At 49.3% G+C, this 18,921-nt stretch carries 21 protein-coding genes and 1 tRNA gene; 10 read left to right on the top strand and 12 right to left on the bottom strand.

The features are described from left to right. Nucleotides 1–4 precede the first annotated feature (4 nt). Entirely contained in the window at nucleotides 5–184 is a 180-nt protein-coding gene (locus J4E70_RS16305; protein WP_213890709.1) for a hypothetical protein, read from the bottom strand. Between the two features lie 295 nt (nucleotides 185–479). Here J4E70_RS16305 and J4E70_RS16300 point away from each other — a divergent pair, with 295 nt between their 5' ends. The 3 genes from J4E70_RS16300 to J4E70_RS16290 are packed head-to-tail and all read left to right on the top strand — an operon-like array spanning nucleotide 480 to nucleotide 2,895. Continuing rightward, complete coding sequence (locus J4E70_RS16300; RefSeq protein WP_213890708.1) at nucleotides 480–785, top strand: DUF3489 domain-containing protein; 306 nt, start codon at nucleotides 480–482, stop codon at nucleotides 783–785. Further along, nucleotides 785–1,222 (top strand): DUF2924 domain-containing protein, encoded by a 438-nt coding sequence (locus tag J4E70_RS16295; RefSeq protein WP_213890707.1) that lies wholly within the window; start codon nucleotides 785–787, stop codon nucleotides 1,220–1,222. The genes J4E70_RS16300 and J4E70_RS16295 overlap by 1 nt, the downstream gene beginning before the upstream one ends. Then, nucleotides 1,219–2,895, top strand: coding sequence for a recombinase family protein (locus tag J4E70_RS16290; RefSeq protein ID WP_213890706.1), 1,677 nt, complete (start codon nucleotides 1,219–1,221; stop codon nucleotides 2,893–2,895). Before J4E70_RS16295 ends, J4E70_RS16290 begins: the two co-directional genes overlap by 4 nt. A gap of 504 nt (nucleotides 2,896–3,399) precedes the next feature. Here the strand turns inward: J4E70_RS16290 and J4E70_RS16285 are convergent. From J4E70_RS16285 to J4E70_RS16270, 4 genes are all read right to left on the bottom strand, one after another. Next, nucleotides 3,400–4,029, bottom strand: coding sequence for a hypothetical protein (locus J4E70_RS16285; protein ID WP_213890705.1), 630 nt, complete (start codon nucleotides 4,027–4,029; stop codon nucleotides 3,400–3,402). Nucleotides 4,030–4,095: 66 nt separating this feature from the next. Continuing rightward, complete coding sequence (locus J4E70_RS16280; RefSeq protein ID WP_213890704.1) at nucleotides 4,096–5,031, bottom strand: hypothetical protein; 936 nt, start codon at nucleotides 5,029–5,031, stop codon at nucleotides 4,096–4,098. Nucleotides 5,032–5,127: 96 nt separating this feature from the next. Continuing rightward, the gene (locus tag J4E70_RS16275; RefSeq protein ID WP_213890703.1) at nucleotides 5,128–5,787 is read right to left on the bottom strand and encodes a hypothetical protein; all 660 of its coding nucleotides are present in this window, start codon (nucleotides 5,785–5,787) and stop codon (nucleotides 5,128–5,130) included. A 346-nt stretch (nucleotides 5,788–6,133) separates the two neighbouring features. After that, nucleotides 6,134–7,060, bottom strand: a complete 927-nt coding sequence (locus tag J4E70_RS16270) for a hypothetical protein (protein WP_213890702.1) — start codon at nucleotides 7,058–7,060, stop codon at nucleotides 6,134–6,136. 316 nt (nucleotides 7,061–7,376) lie between these two features. Here J4E70_RS16270 and J4E70_RS16265 point away from each other — a divergent pair, with 316 nt between their 5' ends. From J4E70_RS16265 to J4E70_RS16250, 4 genes are all read left to right on the top strand, one after another. After that, nucleotides 7,377–7,535, top strand: coding sequence for a hypothetical protein (locus J4E70_RS16265; RefSeq protein WP_213890701.1), 159 nt, complete (start codon nucleotides 7,377–7,379; stop codon nucleotides 7,533–7,535). Nucleotides 7,536–7,538: 3 nt separating this feature from the next. Beyond that, nucleotides 7,539–7,724 carry a hypothetical protein gene (locus J4E70_RS16260; RefSeq protein WP_213890700.1) on the top strand — a complete coding sequence of 62 codons (186 nt, stop codon included), beginning with the start codon at nucleotides 7,539–7,541 and terminating at the stop codon, nucleotides 7,722–7,724. Between the two features lie 82 nt (nucleotides 7,725–7,806). Then, complete coding sequence (locus tag J4E70_RS16255) at nucleotides 7,807–9,132, top strand: DUF6538 domain-containing protein (protein WP_213890699.1); 1,326 nt, start codon at nucleotides 7,807–7,809, stop codon at nucleotides 9,130–9,132. Further along, entirely contained in the window at nucleotides 9,129–9,299 is a 171-nt protein-coding gene (locus tag J4E70_RS16250) for a hypothetical protein (RefSeq protein WP_213890698.1), read from the top strand. Before J4E70_RS16255 ends, J4E70_RS16250 begins: the two co-directional genes overlap by 4 nt. Before the next feature lie 125 nt (nucleotides 9,300–9,424). On the opposite strand, the gene J4E70_RS16245 is transcribed toward J4E70_RS16250, so the two are convergent. The 3 genes from J4E70_RS16245 to J4E70_RS16235 all read right to left on the bottom strand — a co-directional run bounded on the left by J4E70_RS16245 (nucleotide 9,425) and on the right by J4E70_RS16235 (nucleotide 12,136). After that, on the bottom strand, nucleotides 9,425–9,928 hold the full coding sequence (locus J4E70_RS16245) for a hypothetical protein (protein WP_213890697.1): 504 nt from the start codon (nucleotides 9,926–9,928) through the stop codon (nucleotides 9,425–9,427). 225 nt (nucleotides 9,929–10,153) lie between these two features. Then, nucleotides 10,154–10,681, bottom strand: a complete 528-nt coding sequence (locus tag J4E70_RS16240) for a hypothetical protein (RefSeq protein WP_213890696.1) — start codon at nucleotides 10,679–10,681, stop codon at nucleotides 10,154–10,156. 9 nt (nucleotides 10,682–10,690) lie between these two features. After that, a complete protein-coding gene (locus J4E70_RS16235) occupies nucleotides 10,691–12,136 on the bottom strand; it encodes a DUF2779 domain-containing protein (RefSeq protein ID WP_213890695.1) in 1,446 nt (481 codons plus the stop codon). Between the two features lie 189 nt (nucleotides 12,137–12,325). Between J4E70_RS16235 and J4E70_RS16230 the strand changes: the two genes are divergently transcribed. The 3 genes from J4E70_RS16230 (at nucleotide 12,326) to J4E70_RS16220 (ending at nucleotide 14,539) form a co-directional block, all read left to right on the top strand. After that, nucleotides 12,326–12,778: a hypothetical protein gene (locus J4E70_RS16230; protein ID WP_246531811.1), complete on the top strand. Its 453-nt coding sequence runs from the start codon at nucleotides 12,326–12,328 to the stop codon at nucleotides 12,776–12,778. 215 nt (nucleotides 12,779–12,993) lie between these two features. Further along, on the top strand, nucleotides 12,994–13,728 hold the full coding sequence (locus J4E70_RS16225; RefSeq protein ID WP_213890694.1) for a hypothetical protein: 735 nt from the start codon (nucleotides 12,994–12,996) through the stop codon (nucleotides 13,726–13,728). Further along, a complete protein-coding gene (locus J4E70_RS16220; protein WP_213890693.1) occupies nucleotides 13,694–14,539 on the top strand; it encodes a hypothetical protein in 846 nt (281 codons plus the stop codon). The genes J4E70_RS16225 and J4E70_RS16220 overlap by 35 nt, the downstream gene beginning before the upstream one ends. A 466-nt stretch (nucleotides 14,540–15,005) precedes the next feature. Here the strand turns inward: J4E70_RS16220 and J4E70_RS16215 are convergent, their stop codons facing one another. From J4E70_RS16215 to J4E70_RS16200, 4 genes are all read right to left on the bottom strand, one after another. Then, on the bottom strand, nucleotides 15,006–16,448 hold the full coding sequence (locus J4E70_RS16215; protein WP_213890692.1) for a hypothetical protein: 1,443 nt from the start codon (nucleotides 16,446–16,448) through the stop codon (nucleotides 15,006–15,008). Nucleotides 16,449–16,488: 40 nt separating this feature from the next. Continuing rightward, on the bottom strand, nucleotides 16,489–16,740 hold the full coding sequence (locus tag J4E70_RS16210) for a hypothetical protein (protein WP_213890691.1): 252 nt from the start codon (nucleotides 16,738–16,740) through the stop codon (nucleotides 16,489–16,491). 465 nt (nucleotides 16,741–17,205) lie between these two features. Next, nucleotides 17,206–17,280, bottom strand: a tRNA-Gln gene (locus tag J4E70_RS16205). A gap of 92 nt (nucleotides 17,281–17,372) precedes the next feature. Next, on the bottom strand, nucleotides 17,373–18,881 hold the full coding sequence (locus tag J4E70_RS16200) for a phosphomannomutase/phosphoglucomutase (RefSeq protein ID WP_246531810.1): 1,509 nt from the start codon (nucleotides 18,879–18,881) through the stop codon (nucleotides 17,373–17,375). Between the last annotated feature and the right edge of the window lie 40 nt (nucleotides 18,882–18,921).

Below are 18,921 nucleotides of genomic sequence, written 5' to 3'. Positions count from 1 at the left end.
ACTACTAAGGACTTGGCGCTCTCTCAACCAACTCAGCCTGAATATTCTCCAATGAAGCCAGCGCATTGCGACGATCTGGACTATTCGCCTGTGACTGCACCAAGGCGTTAAAGGCTTTACGCAGCAAGCCGCGCAGTTCGTTTTCTGAGAGAGCAGCAAGCTCAAATCTTGTGATGAGTTTCATGTCAAACCCCAAAGAACGCGACACAATAGCACGGTAGGTTAATACGGACTCTATTTTAAGAAGTGTTTGACTGGGCAAGATGGGTTCGAACCTACGGTACATCTTTCGATGTTGAAGATTATTCCACAATAATATCAGAGACTTTTGGGAATTTTGACTGGACTTCACCGTCGAACAGAGCGGTACTGTCATTACGACGCACCCAGAAGCAGGTGCCACATTCTCCGCCCGGAATGCCGGGTTCTTGTCAGTAGCAGGATTACTTTATTCCTGCGCGATGAGATAGGAGAAAATGATGACGACACAAGCAGCCAAAGCCAGTAGCCGGGACGCAGTCAAAACGACTGAGGTCGGTAAATCGAGGCCGCGAGCAAACAAGCCCCGCACAACAAAGAAAGCTCAGCTTATTCAGATGCTGAGCCGAAAAGCGGGGGCCGATGTCCCCAGTATCAGCAAGAAGCTCGGTTGGCTGCCGCATACAACACGAGCGGCGCTGACAGGCCTGCGCAAGGCGGGGTTCGAAATTTCTGCGGAGAAGCCGGGAAACGGTAAACCATCGTGCTATCGCGTCATAGCCGAACCGGCCGGGGGCACCGCTTGATGACTGAAGTTGATGGCATCAGCGGACGTTGGGCGGAGCTCGGTCAGATGGACCGGGCCGCCCTTCGCGTGGCATGGGCGGAGGCGTTTAAAGACGCCCCGCCACATTTCTTGTCGATGATCTTCATGTGTAAAACCCTGATCTGGCACGCGCAGTGCCAGAAGATCGGAGGCCTCAAACCCGACCTCAGGCGGGCGTTGAAAGCGGCTGCCGATGGTAAAACAGTCCGGACTCAGGTGCAGCAGATCAGTGTGGGTACGCAGCTTGTGCGGGAATGGAACGGTCGGCGATATCAGGTGGAAGCCGTGGAGGATGGATTCCGGATGAACGGCAAACACTTCCGATCATTGTCGGCTATCGCTTTGCGTATCACCGGAACCAACTGGTCGGGGCCACGGTTCTTCGGGCTTAACACTCGGCCAGGAGCGGGCAAATGAGGAAGATCCGCTGTGCCATCTACACCCGAAAGAGTTCGGAAGAGGGGCTGGAACAGGAATTCAATTCTCTTGATGCCCAGCGGGAGGCCTGTGAAGCTTACATTGCAAGCCAGAAACATGAGGGCTGGGTATTGCTCCCGGTTCGATATGATGACGGTGGGATATCGGGCGGACACCTTGATCGCCCGGCATTGCACCGGCTGATGAAGTCTGTGGATGAGAAACGCGTTGACCAGATCGTTGTCTACAAGATCGACCGTCTCACCCGGTCGCTGGCCGACTTCGCTAAGCTGGTCGACCGGCTTGATGTTGCAGAGGCATCCTTCGTATCAGTCACCCAATCCTTCAATACGGCGACAAGCATGGGACGGCTGACACTCAATGTCCTTCTGAGCTTTGCTCAGTTCGAGCGCGAGGTGACCGCGGAACGTATCCGCGACAAAATCGCGGCTTCGAAGAAAAAAGGTCTGTGGATGGGTGCGACCGTGCCACTTGGCTATGCCGCCGACGGCCGGTCGCTGAAAATCACCGAACCCGATGCCGATGTCATACGCAGGATCTATGATCTCTATCTTCGGCATCAGAACGTCCGGCTGGTTAAGGAGGCCGTAGATGCACAGGGTCTGAAAACGCCGGTCCGGACATTGTGCTCGGGCAGAGTGAAAGGCGGGGCGCCTTTCAGCTATGGACACATCCACTACATCCTGACCAACCCTGTCTATGCCGGGCGCATCCGCCATCATGCGAAAGTGTATCCCGGCCAGCATGAACCTTTGATCAAAGTTGAAACTTGGGACGATATTCAGGAACAGCTCAAATCGAATTCGGCGAAGGGGCGGACCTTCATCAGGCGCAATCGAGATGGTGCGCAAGCGTCAGTCTCGCCGCTTGCAGGCAAGGTCTTCGATCAGACGGGGGATCGCCTCACGCCAAGCCATTCAAAGACTTCCAAGGGAAGAAAGCTCCGGTACTATGTGTCCCATCGGCTGGTCCGTGGATCTTCGCCACGCGATCCCTCAGGCTGGCGGTTGCCGGCGCCGGAGCTTGAGACAAAGGTTGCTGAACTGATAAGACGGCATATGGATCGCCCTGACTTCCGTGCGGGGATCATCTGCGATGCGACGACGGATGAGACAGCTGAGCTCGGTACAAAGCTTTCATCATTTGGGAAGCTGGACTCTGGCGTAACAGATAACGCTCACGTTCCCCATCTGGCATTTGTCGAACGCATCGACATTGCCCCAGGTGAAGTCCGCATGGCCCTTTCAGCGGAACGTCTCGCCGGGGTCCTCAACACGGATCAAATCCGTATCGACGAAGAACTCCTGAAAATAACGTCCTCGTTTCAGCATCGCAAACGCGGTGTTGAGACAAAACTCATCATCGGCAATGAACCAGCAGAAATCGACAAGACGCTGCTGCGCAACATTGGGCGCGCACACCGCTATTTCGATCTGGTTCGTTCCGGCAAAACCTTCGACGAAATCGCAGAGACCGAAGGTGTTTCGAAGCGCCGCATTCAACAACTGATCGAACTGGCTTTCCTGGCTCCGGATGTTATCCGCTCTGTCCGGGATGGCAGACAACCGACCGGCATCACTTCCGACTGGCTGATGCGGCATGCTTTCTCACCAATCTGGTCAGAACAGCGCGAAGTTTTCGCCACACTCTGAGTTACTGCCACAGCGCAACATTCCTAACTGAAGAACAAACCCGATGGACGCCCTGGCAAACTGCTAGCGCGGAAATGGCGATTCCAGACTTTTCACGAAAAGAGCAGGAATACCGGCGAAAAGGGTGTCTGCGGTATTATGGCACCCCAAAATGCCTCGGAAAACACGTGTGAAAATCGTAAATTATACAGTAATAACAATATGTTAGCGGTGCTGGCTGGGGTGGTAGGAAACCCTGTACAACGATGATACCCATCAACCTCCGCCGCAGAGGTTGTCATCTGGGGCAGTTTCTGGGGCCTTTGGATTACTGAGCATCGCGAGGGACTGGTGCGAACTGAGGACGACCGAGAGCAACGAGGGCTGGGTGTCTGGGTGTTGGTAACGAGCGTAGCGAGGTGTGACTACCGAGGGCTGAGTGTAGAAACACACTCAATTGGACATCGTCCATCGAGACTACAGGGGATTCTAAATGCCCCTCCCTTGGCACATAAAGGTAGTCCACTATGGTTCTTCATAAACGATTTCAGGTTCTTCCAGTACGGGTTCAGCCATCACTGGTTCGGAAATCATCTCTTCTTCCATCACTGGTTCGGCCATCACTGGTTCGAAAATCACCTCTTCTTCTTCCCAAAAATCTTCTTGGTGGCCTGGGTTTTCTTCAAGGAACTGCCGATTGCATAGGTAGCGAATCCTAGCGATCACCGCGTTTAATTCGTCATTGACGATAGGTACAAATGTAGGAAGATTTTCAGGGATTGGCGCTCCATCAACGACAATATAGAAATTGCGCATCTCCAAAATTACATCATCATGAAGAATATCGTAGACTTTCTGTCCGCGTTCATCCCGAAAATAATAAAGACCGCAATCTTCTGCGATGCGGACGGAGATATCTTCATATGCTGCATAAGAAACAAGGTGCTGTTGTAGCTGTTCGAACTCACTCGGTCGATCGAGTGGCTTTGTGTACGAAAATAGCCCAAGAATTCCAACTTCAGTACCGGGCTCCGCTACAAAATGAATAAGGAACCAAAGCAACAAAATGGTAGTCGTGACTGCACCCATGAAAATAACAAACCCCTGCTTTCCTAAGCTCGTTAAGAAACTCCAGATGTTAGGTGAGTTCGTCATTCAGTTGTGTCCTTACCGTTCTCAGTAATGATGCAGTTGTCTGGTATTGGCGACCGAGACTGCACTCTACTTGAATATTGCTCCAAGAACATATTTTCCGATGTCATAAAATGCACTGAGGAATGCTCCGCCAAGAACCACACTGGCAATGCTTCGGTGAATAAACGCCCCGGTTCTGCTTTTCTTATAGTACTCCATTGGTGGGAATAGCCACCGAATGTACTGGAAAACGAACCTACCTGCGATCAATGACACAAGAAGCGCATAAATTGCAATTATCACGTTGAGAAATATGGACTGCTTTTCCAACCATCCGTCAACGAGCAAACTTCCAAAATGAAAGTAAACCCAAAGAAGAACAGGTAGAAAAGCCAGAAAAGTGAAAGAATCATAAGAACCTGATCCATGGATCACTGGCCTCGTAACTGCACGTGTTCGGAAGAATTCGTTAATCTTTTCAGTGGTCGCAATCACCCAAGCTTCATCTGTACCGTTTATATTGATGACACTTCGATTTTCAGTGGGATTAGAAGGCAGTGTTAGTAGATCTAGTTTCAACGGCGGTTTATCGAAAGCAATAAATGCCTCGACTTGATTCAGAGGACTTTCATTTACTGCTCTCCGAGCGTAAGCCGAGTTAGAAACAAAAAAAGAAGTTAGCTCTTCGGGAAATGCCCTACCGTCAACATCTGGCAAACCTATACCGGTGACCGAGTCTCCGTTTGCTGCAAAATAGTTGTACTCAATCGGGAGAAGGTCACAGATTCTATCCCAAGCTTCTTGTTCTGACGCAAATTGAGTTTTGTCTATCCTATCAAACTCTAGCTTCTTTGCGCCTTCATTGAATTCGATCATCAGTTCGCAAAATTCTTTTAGATCATTTGACGAGAGAACCAGGTTTGTTGGGTTAACATCCCTACTGTAACGAGGAATTCGTGGTTCCGATCCCGACTCTAGATCTGAATCTTCAGGTCTAACTTCTATTGGTAAGTTATCCGACAAGTCGTTCTCCAACGTTGTACCGGCGAAGGGCACATTTGACTAACTGCCAAGGTATTGTATCAGATCGGTGAATCGGATACTACCTATGGTGTAGTTTTACTTAGGGTCACGATAATGGCGAACGACGATCAAAGCACCGGAAAATCCGGCTCCAATAACGGCTCCAGCAACAACGGCGGCTCCGGTCGTAGCGGAGCTTCGAACGATGGTGGCGGCGGCAAGCCAGCTTGGACAGGCAGCGGTGTACAGAAAGGTACCAACAGCGGCCAAACACGCGGAACCGGGAACACCACGAAAAAGTGAGATTTCAGCGTATCTAACGCTTAGAGATTTAGCCGCGTTGAGGCGTTCATTTGAGGCAATTGAGTCTAAGATTTGTTGAGTCTGGTCAACTTCTAGTTCGGCCCAGTGCTTGTCATTCTCCAAGAAATATTCGATGTCCTTGAATTTACGAGTTCCAGGTAAAAGCACGCCGCTCAACACCATCTTCACACCCAATGTTGAAGCAAAAAAATAAATCGCAATTAGCAAGCTAGTGTTAACAGCGGCAAATACTACAACGAAATAAATCGATAGAATTTCAGCGTTTTGAAAGCCATAGCCCATTAAACCAAGGAATGCAGAAAGACAGGCTGTGAGCCAATACTTAGCTTTGGCGTCTATTTCACGGAAGCTCTCTGCGTGAAACTGCAGAAGTTTCTCGAATTCAACGCGAAGCAATGAAACTCTTTGAGCTCGTTTTTCTGAATCACTCAATATGCGCCCTACCTATTAACTCTCAAAGCTTTAACCAAAGTAGCGGGTTTCATGGGCAAGGTCACGCATGCGAACTTTGCTTCGCAACACAATACCAAGCCCTTTAATTGATGAGCAACACGACGTTGACTGTTTCGTTCGAGGTTTCTGCCAACTTCCCCGATTGCTCAGGTAGGCGAAAAATTTGTGAACGATCACTAAATCGGCCAACAATGGCGAACCGTCAAACGAACTCGCGGTAGTGATCCAGAGGACTGGGCTTACTGGTTAGAGGAGAATTTCGAAACCAATAGGTCTCCAGTTTCGTTCCAAGTGTCTTGCTGCAGCCAGTCGCGGTTCTTGGCAGCTACTGATCCATACCGCAAGTGTGACATTGCCCAGGAAACGGTTCTTCTATCGAGATAACATTGCCTTTACAGTCTTCTTGAGAACAAGCCTTGCGCTCAATTTTACTGGTTATAGTGCACAGTTGGCATTGAAGTGTGTTGTCATCGAGCAAAAACGCTGTGGTGAGATCACCAAAACCCATGTCGTTTCTGTGAAGCCCCCCTAAATACACACAGTTCTGACAGATGTATCGGCGTTGGGCCTTCGGGAAGCCTATGAGTTTCTTGAACTCGCCTTTGCTCAACAATGAGAAACAAGTTTCTTGAATATCGGCAAACTCCATCTCAGCGGATGTCCACTTGCCATCATGGAAGAATGAAAATCTCCTAGAATCAATGTAATCGATCCAGTTGTTGAGGAAATAGGAATCGGGCCATAATTCGGCATACTGTTCAACAAGAAGCCTCATAACGTCTCGTGGAGCTGAGTCTTTCCCTGCACCGCCCAAGTGCGTGATCTTGTTTCTAAGTTTTCGAATTTCGGTGAACCGTTGTTTGAAGCTTTCTGATACTTTTATGGGGCAGATCGCGTTGACGGCGTTCGGCAAATCAACCGCATCAATCGTCCTGAGCTCAGAGAAATCTATGTTCGAAGCGGTTTCACCGAATGATGCACCGTTTCCCAATAAAAGAAGAAACGGACTTACCTCACAAATTCGCGCTTTCATAGCAAGTTCGCTTGCTTGGGCAGCAAGCGCGTAAATAGTCTCTAGCTCGGCCTGACAATGCTTATAATAGTCTTCAAGTTCTTCAGCATAGGTAGGGTCTTCAAGGCCAAAGGATTGATTGAAATCGTCGAAAAGTTGAATAAGCGGATGCCATGCTGCAAAGAACGCCGTCAGAGCCGATTTGTTCAAGTCATTTGCGGAAGGCACATTGGTAATCATAGCTGATACACGGGTCTCTGTTTCGGGGTTTTTACTATTCTTATATTTATGGCTTACCCAAAAAGCAGCCGGTTGCGCGATAGCGAAAACGTCAAGATTGTCCTACGTCGCCGTCATTCGTGTCCCGAACATGCAACAACATACACCAATGTCCAACTCAGGAAAACTGTACTGTAGAATGTAACATGGTCAATTTGATCAGCTAAAGGCCGCTTCACGCAGCTTTTCAAGAACCCGCTAAGCAGCCATACCCACTCACCAAATGAAACCGAGCTCTTCCACGTATCTAAAACGAGATAGATACGAGGAGAATCTCATGTTCGAAACTCTGTTAATCCTAGCCGTTGTTGGCGGTGTCATCTGGGCAACCGGTGGCTCACTGTTCAAGACCAAGGGCAGCTCCAAGAACACCGATCTGGATGTGTTCTTGCAACTCATCATAGCGATCGTTCTTCTTTCCTACTTTGAGTTCTGACCGATGTTGGAGCAACTTCGAGAGGGAACAATCGTCGTGATCCGGGCCTTTGACGAGGTGCCGGAGCATCTATTTGAAATCCAGACCGTCCAGGAAGACTGCGTGACCGGTATCGCTGTGACTGGCCCACTAGCTGGGTCCTACGGTGAGCCCGAGTTCTCAATGATCGTCAGAGTCTACCAACGCTGACGGCAAGGATGCTCAGCATCCCAGCCATCCCAATAATTCAATCAGAAATTCTAACTGGGGCACTGCCCCGGAGGAGACAGCTATGTCTAAAATCAAGTACGCCTACCTGAAAGAACACACTTGGATTTACCGAAGAAACTATCCCAAGGACGTTGTCGTTATTCTTGGCGTTCAGGCCCTGAAGCAATCCCTGAGGACTGGCGACCCCAAGGTGGCCAAGACACGGGCTGCTGAGGTCAATTCTAAGTACGTTGAGACCGTTGAGAGGGCCCGGAGCGGTGCATCGGTGGTTCTGGCCTCTAATCCTGCCACAGTGCCGCAGAGAGCGTCGCTGACAGCCGAACCGGAAGAAATCTGGGCAGAGGCATCCAGAGAGACAGTGAGCCTCCTGCGGGCAGCCATGGCCGGTGAGCACGTGGATGTTTCACCGATATGCTTTTCCGGGTCGAAGAGGAAAACCACCACTGTAGCGGAACTGGCCCGAGCCTATCTCAGAAAACGTGCCGGGGAGCTTCGACCGGGGGGCTACAAGAGCGTTCGCTACTCGGTGGGGCTGTTCGACTCCAAATTCGGTGACCGGCCTGTTCAGTCGTTGGGGCGTGGCGATGGTCAGCTCTTTCTGTCCCTCATCGCTGTCCTGTCCCGTGTCATTGGCAAGTCGGAAAGCACGAGGGGGCTGGGGCTAGACCAATTAGTGGTGTTCTCTCAACGGGCGAAAAACCCGATTACCGTCAGAACTCAGAAGCGTATCTGGGCACAGGTCAATCACTTCCTCGACTGGGCAGTCTATGAGGGGCAGCTGAATCAGAACCCTTTCAGGACCGTGTTGTTCGATCAGCGGGTGAAGCCAGCCCCCTATGCTGTGCTGACCGACGAGGAAGTCACCAAGCTGCTCAGCCAAACCAACAACGAAATCTACAATGTGTTGTTGTTCTGTCTTTTGACAGGGATGCGATCCGGGGAAGCGGCTGGATTGCTGCGTGATGATCTCGTGAATAAGGGAAATCTTGGTGTTTTTGCTCACGTTCGACCTAACTCAGTCAGGGAGCTGAAGACGGAGGCATCGGAGCGGCTGGTGCCGTTGCATTCTGTGCTGGAGGAGTTGCTGACACGGTTGCCTAAACAGGGACAGCTTTTTCCCGAGTTAACGGTGGATAAAGTCACCAAGCGGTTCGCTGAACTAAGAACTAAACTCGAGTTAGACCGTCCAGGACTGGTGTTTCATAGCACGAGGAAGTGGTTCATCACCCAGTGTGAACGTACAGGCGTTCCCGAGCACTTCACCGCGTCCCTCGTTGGCCATAAGTCGGCACGCTCAGAAAACAAGCTGACCTACGGCATCTACTCAGCGGGCATCTCTGACGAGCAGAAACGGGCCATCGTCGATCAGGTGAGGCTGCCGTCATGATCCCGGACATCGACGCCTTCGAGGAGCGGGCTGCGATACTCGAATACGATTGTGGTTACAGCCGAAAACAGGCGGAGGACAAGGCCGCCCAATCACAGGGCTACCAGAACGCTGAGCAGTACTGGGAATGGCTCGCTGATTACGTGCTGAACAGGAACTCAACGTAACCAAACCCTCGGTGGCCATTGTGGCTGCCGGGGGAGCCCTCGTTAGCAAAAACAACAAAGAGCGTACTAACCTAAAAAAATTTAAACTAGTGACTACTAATAGTGCAAATATATCTTGCTTCGGCTTACTCTATTCCCAAATCCCGCTTAGCAATTTCTATCATTTCTCTTGTGCAGTTCGTATAGGCACTATGCGTATCGTGTAAATATTCATCGAAATGCTGAGTTTCGGAAGCATTTTTTAGTTCCTGACTGAATGTTTGCAATCTACTCAGCGCATCTTTCGATAGATGTAATGCACCAATTGTCCTTGCTTGGGTAAGATCTCTATCACCAGATTTGTACTGCTGATCTAACTCCTCTTTCAATTCTTCGCCGATTTCGCGACCACCCATGTTTGCTTCAAGTTCCTCATCGAAGTACCGAAATGAACTGTAGAGCGCCGAAATAACACTTTCGTATGCCTGTGCTTTTCTTTCCCACCATTTCTCAGTAACGAATTTCTTCAGTGCGACTCTTAAAGAAAGCCATACACCTAAAAACACCGGGATAAAGCTTGTAATAAGATCAGCGAAAAAGCCTCTAAATTCGTTAAGGTTAGCCAATTGATTCAAAAAATTATCAATCATTTAATCACCTAATTGTTTTTAGAAATCTACTAGACTGTATTCAATCAAAGACTTCAACACAGCGATAGTTCCCGATCATCCCAACCAAGCCTCGGTTGCCCTAGCGGTCGCCGGGGGCGTGGCACTTTGCTTTTTTTATGTGTCTGGTGTGTGGGGTGAACCAGATGTCGAAACATGAAAGGTTAAGCCAACCAGTAATTTGCATCGTTGTATTGCAGTGCCTTGTTAGCTAGCACTATGTTTTTCCCAAAGTTCTCTTAGAAATTGGCCATCCCGCTGCGGTGAGTAAGAGTAACCAATATACGCATTCGTAAAGTGGAGGCCGTTTGGGTTTGCTATTTTAAAATGCTTATGCTCAGAAATTCGCCGGTTCTCTTTATTCAAGCAGAGGATGGTTTTATCCCGCAATTCCCATGTTCTAAATAATTCCTCCGGCTCAACAGGAATATCACAATTCAGTAGTTCTTTTACTGTGTCTATTCGATTGAAAATATGCGCTCTTTGAATGCCCTTGGGCCTGACACGGAAATTGGAATCATGAAATAGACTCAACGCGCTTGGTGTAATTCCAACCACCCGCCACCCGAATGGCGTGGCAGCAAGCATATTCCCAACTATATTGTTCGCCCGCTTTAATGAGATGTTGCCAAGTGAAAACTGTTTGTGCGTGACGCAATAGATTGCGTAAGCGGCAATTCGGTGATCGGCTTCCGAAACTTGCCCGTCTATGAGAGTAGCGTTTGCCTCCGTCATAACCTACTCCTAGCGCTCTGGTTCACCGAGGACATCATCCGCGAGAAACCGATAAATTTCAACCATCGCTAGCGTATCAAGCTCGCAGTATTCCCGCAGTTCTGTCGCAATACCTTGTCTTTCCTCTTCATCTTTCGTTTCAACGAGCGCCAACCATGCCGCCATCGCGCCGCCCCCGTCATGGACAGCATCTTCATTGTATTTGAGGTCGGGGCACACCACGGGAAGGACCTTCTTTATCGAGGTAGATCCTTCAAAACCAATGTCCACGTAGCTAGCCTTGAAAACGGTCATAAGGTCAACGGTTCGCTCGTTCAATGCGTCTAAAAATTCAGCGTAGTCAGGGAACATCTTTGCCAAGCACTTGTTGCAGCCGATCTCAAACTGCTTGTTCCAGGATACCAAACTACCGAAATCACCAATTTCTTTGGATAGCTGTTCAACGAGTTCTCTTTGCTCCCCCGGTCGGTCAGATAGGAATTCCCTGTGGGAGAGTTCGCCGTTCTCTTCTAAGACATGAAGAGAATACTGAACCGGCATCGCTTTATGAGGGCTAAACCCCTCGTACATCGGAATTGCGGAGGCAAAGGTTTCATAGTCATAGAAATACAGCGGCCATTCGAGCGCATTCAGGAATTTGGTTATCAGTTTTTTGTTTACTTGTGGTTGCCCGGTTTTAGCAGCCATCAAGACGGGTTTCTGAAGGTTGGTGACTTCCGAAACGTCTAGGTCGGTGAGAGCCAGCCTTCCTTCGCCAACGAACTTCTCTAACACTGTTTTCGAAACTCTAGGAAGGAGATAAATAGAAAGATCGGGCACATCCGGATTGAAATAATCGAAAGCGGCGCATTGCTTCTCCCGGCTACCAATGAACCGGCAGGAGCAGCCGTTTTCATCGATGGTTTCCTCCGAGACGAGGGCTAAAGCTTTGACTACTTCGTCTTCGAGTTTGGGAAGGAGGGAGCGCACCTCTTTGGTCACCTCAACTATCCGTAGCAATCCCTCTGGATCGACATCGCCCTTGCGAACGTAGTCACCGTTGACATGAATTATAAATGCTTTCCTGACACTTGCACCACTTTGCTCAGCCACAAGAGTTTGAAATGCAGCATCCACGATGTGGTTCGCACCCGATGAACTTTTGAGAGATGTCGATGCTTTTACTTCGAATAGATCAATCTGACCGTCGTCCAACCGTTCAACCAGATCAGCGCGAGCAAGCAATCCGTCTGGGCTATCGAAGGTTACTTGAAACTCGTAGGGGCCACCATCCCAGCTCTCGACAAGCTTTCTAGCCTCCACTTCAACAGCTTGCCCATCCATCATCAACAGTCGGTCGAAAGCGGTAGGCGTTGGCCAATGAACAGCATCGGGTTTGTTTTTCTTCAACCAAAATGCCTTCGCACAGTGGCGATATTCAAGGAAATCCGATTTGGTTAGTTTAGGCTCTGCCATCGCTATCCCGTCTTTCGACTACTGACCCCTGATCTATCGAAATTAGGTCCTCATTCGATTTAGTTTCAATCTACCGTCTAACTTCTGACGACAGTGCAATTGTTCAGGGGTGATGCCTAGAATTATTTTGTGCATTTGGCTTGGAAAGAGGGAATAAAGGGCCAACGAGGCGATACAGAGGGAAAAGCATTGATTGTCAGGACTCTAAAGATCGTTCGAAACGTGACCTTTCTACTTTGGTTCTCAGCTTCATTGGCTTTCTCAGCTATCGGGCTGGGTATCTGGGCCATGAACCTCTCGCTCAAGGTGGCAACGATGACCGCTTCGGCGGCGTCAACAGCAGTCAGGCATCGACGCCAGATAGCGAAGGCTATCAGTAGGGAAAAGGCGAAGGGACGTCTTCGCAGGATGATGGTTGCCGTTCCGGTCTTGGGTAGCGGCGTCGCAATTTCATTTGAAGCCTACGATTACTATCAATGGCAGGAAGAAAACGCGGAGGGGACATTCAGCGACTACTCGTGCGAAGTCAGCGAAATCACAGCAGAGGTCATGGACGAAGTTCTGCAGGAGCTTCCGGAACTTATTAGGCCCAGTCCAGAAATGGTTTCGTCTAAGCTTCCCGCGTGCGAGAATTTGGACTAACTTCGTTGTAGCTGCGACTAGGTTATAGAGCGGATATTGGAACTAAAGTAAAAGATGTTTTCGTGGATTAAGCGAGTTCCCAAACCCTGTTGAATGTTTGCTGTGGGCGCTGATCCCAGACTATTAGCGTATCCCAAACAACATGTGACGAATTTGGTTTTCGATAGGGGCCGAATGTGATCTACAATTACGGGAGTTTTTAAAGGAATTAAGTCTTGATCAATTACCTAATTAATTCGTCAGCCAGTCTGATTGGCGGCCTTGTCTTAATGGTTATTACTGTCCTAGCCGTACGCCTAAGCAGGACCTTTTCTGCAAAGCGAATTTGGCGTCTAAAAAAGCCTGAAGAATTGGTTATTTGTATATCAACATCAGCCAAAACCATCACGGAAACCTATATTCGCTTTTCGTCTGGACTAGGTCAGATTCGAGCTTTGGCCATTTTAATGCCATCACTATCTCAAGCGTATCGGGATATTGATACTCAAAGAATTATGATGTCGGATGACGAAATTGGGGACCGAGCGGAACAAGACCTAATTATTTTAGGTGGTCCTAAGAACAACCGCATCGCTAAAGAAATTTTGGACATGGCAAAAAATGAAATCCCAGTTGAATTACTTGAACCAGCGCTGAAATGGAAAGATGCTAGTAGTATTGAAGAATTCGTACCTCTTTACGAGAACGATGATGTAAGTACAGACTTCGGGCTTATACTTCGCATTCGCAATCCCCATAATCCAAAGAAGACTATTGTTTTATTAGCTGGCACACATACCTACGGGACGACAGCTGCTGCTCGTTATTTCGTAACAGAGATGAACAAAATCCGGTTTCTTTTTTACGGAGATTTCGTTGCTGTAGTTAAGGCTCGAGTTACTGATCGGCACGTTTCTCAACCAGAATTAGTAAAGATTGCAAAAATTCGAAGATCAAGAAAGAAAGCCTGAAAGAATGAAGGTTGTTGAAAAAACAATAGCATCCCGATCTGGTGAATTATTTGATTGTGAAGATGCGCTTGTTATTACAAAGGAATTTATAGCGGTAATCGATGGTTCGACTAGCAAGTACCCGACTTTAGGTAAAGTTACTCCAGGAAAACTAATTGCTGAGGAATTGTCTGAAGCTGTGAAAGCGCTGCCTCAGCGAGCGACCTGCGATGAAGCTATTGAGCTTTTTTCAGATCGGGTCCAGTTGCAAAGTGCGACACGTTCTAATGAAAATAACGAGACCGCGACGGCTTCAATAGTTGTACTGTCATGTTTCCGACGTGAAATCTGGAGAGTTGGAGATTGCAATTTCAGAGTAAACAACAAGATTTTTAATCAGAGTAGAAAATTGGAACAGCATATTGCTGCGGTGCGTGCTGCGTACAACCAAGTGGCGCTATTTTCGGGCTCTTCTGTGGGAGAACTCATGAAGAAAGACCTCGGGAGAGAATTGGTTCTGCCTCTTTTAAGAAATCAAAGCGTGTTTATGAATAAAGCCACTGATTCACCGTTTTCTTTCGGGGCGATAAACGGAGCCTTTGTGCCAAAAATACATAGAGAAACGGTGGTGTTGCCAAACGAACCATGCGATGTGGTTTTATGCTCAGATGGATACCCTAAGACTTTGGCTACGCTAGAAGCATCTGAAAGGTATTTAGAAAAAATTTTGCAAGAAGATCCTCTGTGTATTAGCAAATTTTTTGCAACTAAGGGAATGAAGATTGGGAGTCGCTCATTCGACGACAGGACGTATATTCGAGTTCGAGTTTGATTTACCACCGGCCAATCCGACACCCAACACTCACCTCGTTCGCACCCACACTCACTTCGTTCGCCACCAGCCCTCGTTGCTCTCGGTCGTCCTCAGTTCGCACCAGTCCCTCGCGATGCTCAGTAATCCAAAGGCCCCAGAAACTGCCCCAGATGACAACCTCTGCGGCGGAGGTTGATGGGTATCATCGTTGTACAGGGTTTCCTACCACCCCAGCCATCTAGCTTTTCCACTCTGAACATCAGCTACTCAAGGTTTCAGCCTTTCGAAAAGGCCCCAAATACTGCCCCAGTCTCGGTGAGCGGGATTCAGGTGCTGCGGGCGGGTGCTGAGGGGGTTCCTAGAGCTCCGCTAACACCTCGCTACGCTCCTCACCAACAGGGGCTGGGGAATAGGTATAAGTAATGGAAAAGGTAAGGATGAAGAGGCATGAAGAAGGATAGGTTTACCTGTCCGATATTCCTCTTTATTCTTCCTTTTTCTCTTCTCTAGAAGCCCTGAAACGATCCCGCCGATAACAGTAACCAGCGGTCCTCTCCGGTAGTCCTCGTTGAGCATAGTAGCTATCAGCAGAGGGGTTACTACCGGTCGACATGAACTGATCTAGCCCGGGGAACTCTTGCGTAACGGTTAGTGGGCCACCTATGTAGGCGGTGGTGACAGCTTGCATGACATCGATTAGTTCATTGGTTTTCTCGTGATTGACAATAAAGCTATCGTGTACACACAGAACAGGAACCCATTGGTTGGTGAAATGAGCAAGTACTTCAGCCGCTATCTTGCTATCAACGTTCATTAGCCGAATGCCCTGATCAGAACAAAGGCAATCACTTAGATGCGGGTGTTTGGTTACGAAAGCATCGAGCAGTTTTCTCAGTTTCGCATTCGTCAGTGACTTGCCGTTACTACCAGCAGGAAAGCCATCTCTGAAAGCACTGTAGGTTGTCTTCTCATTCTTGGCGTTGATAGCGGTTAGAACCAATTGTTTTACAAAGGTTCTTTGTTCTTCGTCCGAAATGCTTGGGAGCAATCCAGCGGGTAAAAGGTAAGGATCACCTTCGAGCGGAATCCCCATTTCTTTGCTGAGTATCGCCACGTGAAGACCACGAAAATCCACTTCAACAGTTGGCTCATCATCGATGTGAATACACGCACGGGACTCCTTGTCGATTTGCTGCCACCAGCCCCCGTAGAAGCGCCCGTTGAGGTCCCAGCTTCCCCGAGAGAATACGCGACGTACGAAGGCGTTGTTGGGTCCTATTGGCACTCTCTGAACTTCACCCGCTCTTGGCCCGGTATGGATTGGGCGCTCGATGTAAGGATGGTCGAGCTGGGGTAAATCAATGAAGTGCTGAGAAAGACAGGCGTTGTAGGCTTCGAGGAACTCTCGTGTTGAATTCGTGAAATCAGTGTCTTCATAGTCGATCTGAGCTGATCGATGTCCATGCCCATCATCTGATCGAAGAATAAGTGTTTCTCGTCCCTCCGCCACCTCGATGTCAGCAACCTCGAAACGTGCCTCAGCAAAGGCCTCTTGCAACGGTTCCGCAGCCCGTATTCTGGTACTACGGTTGGTCACCACGCCGGGACCTGAGTAGCTGCCCTTCGACAGGTCTATCAGGCCCACTTCGGCCAGCCGGTGAATGAAGGTGACGATGATCTTTGAGAGGTGAAGAGCGTTGTACCTAGAACCTGTTTGCCAAGCATTTGATGACATGGAAACACCGATGGAGAGCTTGGGATCGGTTGTCCAGGCAACATAAAGATCGAGAAGAACAACCTTCAATTGGTCCTTGAAACGGGCCTTTGGTTTTGGTCCTGAAACCTGAACATGATGGTCTTTGAAGTGTTCTTCCCAGATACCGTCGACCAGCTCGTTGACTTCTTTGTGGGAAGACCAGCGATGCACGTCGAGGGGGCGAGAGTGCTGTGGGTTGATAGAAATTTGACTAAACGATGCGGTACAAGATGTGATATGGAGCTTTGATTTCCTCTTCAACCTTCACTAATCTATCAATTCGACCGTCTCTTCGATCAGAAATTTCGGCACTTAATTTTATACCCATTTGCGTTTTGGAAACTTTTGTCCAAGCGTCGCCATACAGCTCGCTCATTTCGAAATTTTTTCCAACTAACTCTTCATGAGAGTTCTCAAGACGAGTGACCAAATCCTCGTATTCTTCATCAGTAAATCTAGGCACTTTCTTTCCTCATAATAAATTTAACTATCATTACTTACATAGGTGGCCCACTAACCGTTACGCAAGAGTTCCCCGGGCTAGATCAGTTCATGTCGACCGGTAGTAACCCCTCTGCTGATAGCTACTATGCTCAACGAGGACTACCGGAGAGGACCGCTGGTTACTGTTATCGGCGGGATCGTTTCAGGGCTTCTAGAGAAGAGAAAAAGGAAGAATAAAGAGGAATATCGGACAGGTAAACCTATCCTTCTTCATGCCTCTTCATCCTTACCTTTTCCATTACTTATACCTATTCCCCAGCCCCTGTTGGTGAGGAGCGTAGCGAGGTGTTAGCGGAGCTCTAGGAACCCCCTCAGCACCCGCCCGCAGCACCTGAATCCCGCTCACCGAGACTGGGGCAGTATTTGGGGCCTTTTCGAAAGGCTGAAACCTTGAGTAGCTGATGTTCAGAGTGGAAAAGCTAGATGGCTGGGGTGGTAGGATTCGAACCTACGATCTGCGCTACCAAAAAGCGTTGCCCTGCCACTAGGCCACACCCCAACAGTGAGCGGCTATTTACGCCGGACGGCGGTACAGTTCAAGCCCTCAATCGTGAAAAATTACCGAATAAGAGTCCTAAAACAATTCCAACCTCAGATCGTCTGGTCATACGCACCAACCGCATCTTCGGTTCGGATGACCGCATCGATATCGTTAAAGATAGCGCGCATTTCGGCGTCGCTTTCCGGGCTTTCACAAACGACCACAAGATTGGGCGTGTTAGAAGACGCACGCACCAACCCCCATGCACCGTTGTCCAGAATGACGCGCGCTCCATTTACGGTGACAACCTGTGCGATCTTGCGACCAGCTAATGTGCCTCCGGCGTCGTGCAAGGCGACCAGTTTGGCGACAAGCCGCTCTAATACTTCGTATTTTTCAGTGTCGGCGCAATAGGGAGACATTGTTGGTGTTGCATAGGTTTTGGGTAACGCGCGGCGCAGGTCAGACATTGATTTGTCAGGATTCCGATCGAGCAACTTGAAGATTTCGACAGCCACGCGCAGCCCACAATCATACCCGCGACCAATGGGTTCTGCCAGAAAATAGTGGCCAGATTTTTCGAATCCGGCCAAAGCGCCAATGTCGCGCACGCGACGTTTCATATGGCTGTGACCAGTTTTCCAGTAATCAGCCTTTGCGCCATACGCTTGCAACTCCGGGTCAGAAGCATAAAGACCAGTGGATTTTACATCTGCGACAAATGTTGATCCGGGGTAAAGTTTTACCAGATCCCGGGCCATGATGACGCCAACCTTATCGGCGAAAATCTCTTCGCCTTCGTCATCGACAAGACCGCAACGGTCGCCATCCCCGTCAAAGCCAAGCGCGAGGTCGGCACCCGACGCTTTTACAGCATCTGACATATCATGCAGCATTTCCATGGCTTCGGGGTTCGGGTTGTAGTTTGGGAAGGTGTAGTCAAGCTCTGTATGCAGATCGACAACCTCGACACCGAGACGCTTGAAAAGCAGCGGTGCAAAGGCCGACGCTGTCCCATTGCCTGTTGCGCAAACGACCTTTAGCGCGCGCGTCATGCGAAAATCACCAACGAGGTCGTCAAGGTAGGCTTCCATGACGCCGTCGACGCGTTCGTATCGGCCACCAACGTGCGCCTCACCCAGCCCGTTCAGCACGATGTCGCGCAATTCGGCCATCTCGTCCGGCCCATGGGTCAGTGGGCGGTCAAAGCCCATTTTAACGCCGGTCCAACCGTTTGGATTGTGGCTGGCTGTGACCATGGCGACAGCAGGCGCATTGAGATGAAACTGACTGAAATATGCCATCGGCGAGAGCGCCGGGCCAATATCACGCACATGAATTCCGGCCTGCATAAGCCCGATAATCAGGGCATTTTTTATCGCAAGCGAATAATCACGATAGTCGTTCCCAACAGCTATGACGGGTTCGATACCACGTTTGCGCATCTGCGTCCCAAGGCCAAGCCCCAATGCTGTCATCCCCGGCAGGTTAATTTCTTCGGGGTATTTCCAACGCGCATCGTATTCCCGGAATCCGGTGGGAGCGATCATGGGATCGCGTAAAAACTCCCAAGTGTTGAGATGCACGGTTTGATCCGGTTTGGGTGTCTTGTTAGCCATAGGAAATCTCTTTTTCGTTCAATATTGTTTTGCGAAGCAA

It is taken from the genome of Pseudohalocynthiibacter aestuariivivens, from assembly GCF_018457175.1.
Taxonomy (GTDB): Bacteria; Pseudomonadota; Alphaproteobacteria; order Rhodobacterales; family Rhodobacteraceae; genus Pseudohalocynthiibacter; species Pseudohalocynthiibacter aestuariivivens.
This window is presented reverse-complemented; position numbering and strand designations above follow the sequence as displayed.

What these genes read in the sequence shown, in the direction of transcription:
- J4E70_RS16305 (WP_213890709.1), bottom strand. Translation starts at nt 184, where the DNA reads ATGAAACTCATCACAAGATTTGAGCTTGCTGCTCTCTCAGAAAACGAA.
- J4E70_RS16300 (WP_213890708.1), top strand. Translation starts at nt 480, where the DNA reads ATGACGACACAAGCAGCCAAAGCCAGTAGCCGGGACGCAGTCAAAACG.
- J4E70_RS16295 (WP_213890707.1), top strand. Translation starts at nt 785, where the DNA reads ATGACTGAAGTTGATGGCATCAGCGGACGTTGGGCGGAGCTCGGTCAG.
- J4E70_RS16290 (WP_213890706.1), top strand. Translation starts at nt 1,219, where the DNA reads ATGAGGAAGATCCGCTGTGCCATCTACACCCGAAAGAGTTCGGAAGAG.
- J4E70_RS16285 (WP_213890705.1), bottom strand. Translation starts at nt 4,029, where the DNA reads ATGACGAACTCACCTAACATCTGGAGTTTCTTAACGAGCTTAGGAAAG.
- J4E70_RS16270 (WP_213890702.1), bottom strand. Translation starts at nt 7,060, where the DNA reads ATGATTACCAATGTGCCTTCCGCAAATGACTTGAACAAATCGGCTCTG.
- J4E70_RS16265 (WP_213890701.1), top strand. Translation starts at nt 7,377, where the DNA reads ATGTTCGAAACTCTGTTAATCCTAGCCGTTGTTGGCGGTGTCATCTGG.
- J4E70_RS16260 (WP_213890700.1), top strand. Translation starts at nt 7,539, where the DNA reads ATGTTGGAGCAACTTCGAGAGGGAACAATCGTCGTGATCCGGGCCTTT.
- J4E70_RS16255 (WP_213890699.1), top strand. Translation starts at nt 7,807, where the DNA reads ATGTCTAAAATCAAGTACGCCTACCTGAAAGAACACACTTGGATTTAC.
- J4E70_RS16250 (WP_213890698.1), top strand. Translation starts at nt 9,129, where the DNA reads ATGATCCCGGACATCGACGCCTTCGAGGAGCGGGCTGCGATACTCGAA.
- J4E70_RS16245 (WP_213890697.1), bottom strand. Translation starts at nt 9,928, where the DNA reads ATGATTGATAATTTTTTGAATCAATTGGCTAACCTTAACGAATTTAGA.
- J4E70_RS16240 (WP_213890696.1), bottom strand. Translation starts at nt 10,681, where the DNA reads ATGACGGAGGCAAACGCTACTCTCATAGACGGGCAAGTTTCGGAAGCC.
- J4E70_RS16235 (WP_213890695.1), bottom strand. Translation starts at nt 12,136, where the DNA reads ATGGCAGAGCCTAAACTAACCAAATCGGATTTCCTTGAATATCGCCAC.
- J4E70_RS16200 (WP_246531810.1), bottom strand. Translation starts at nt 18,881, where the DNA reads ATGGCTAACAAGACACCCAAACCGGATCAAACCGTGCATCTCAACACT.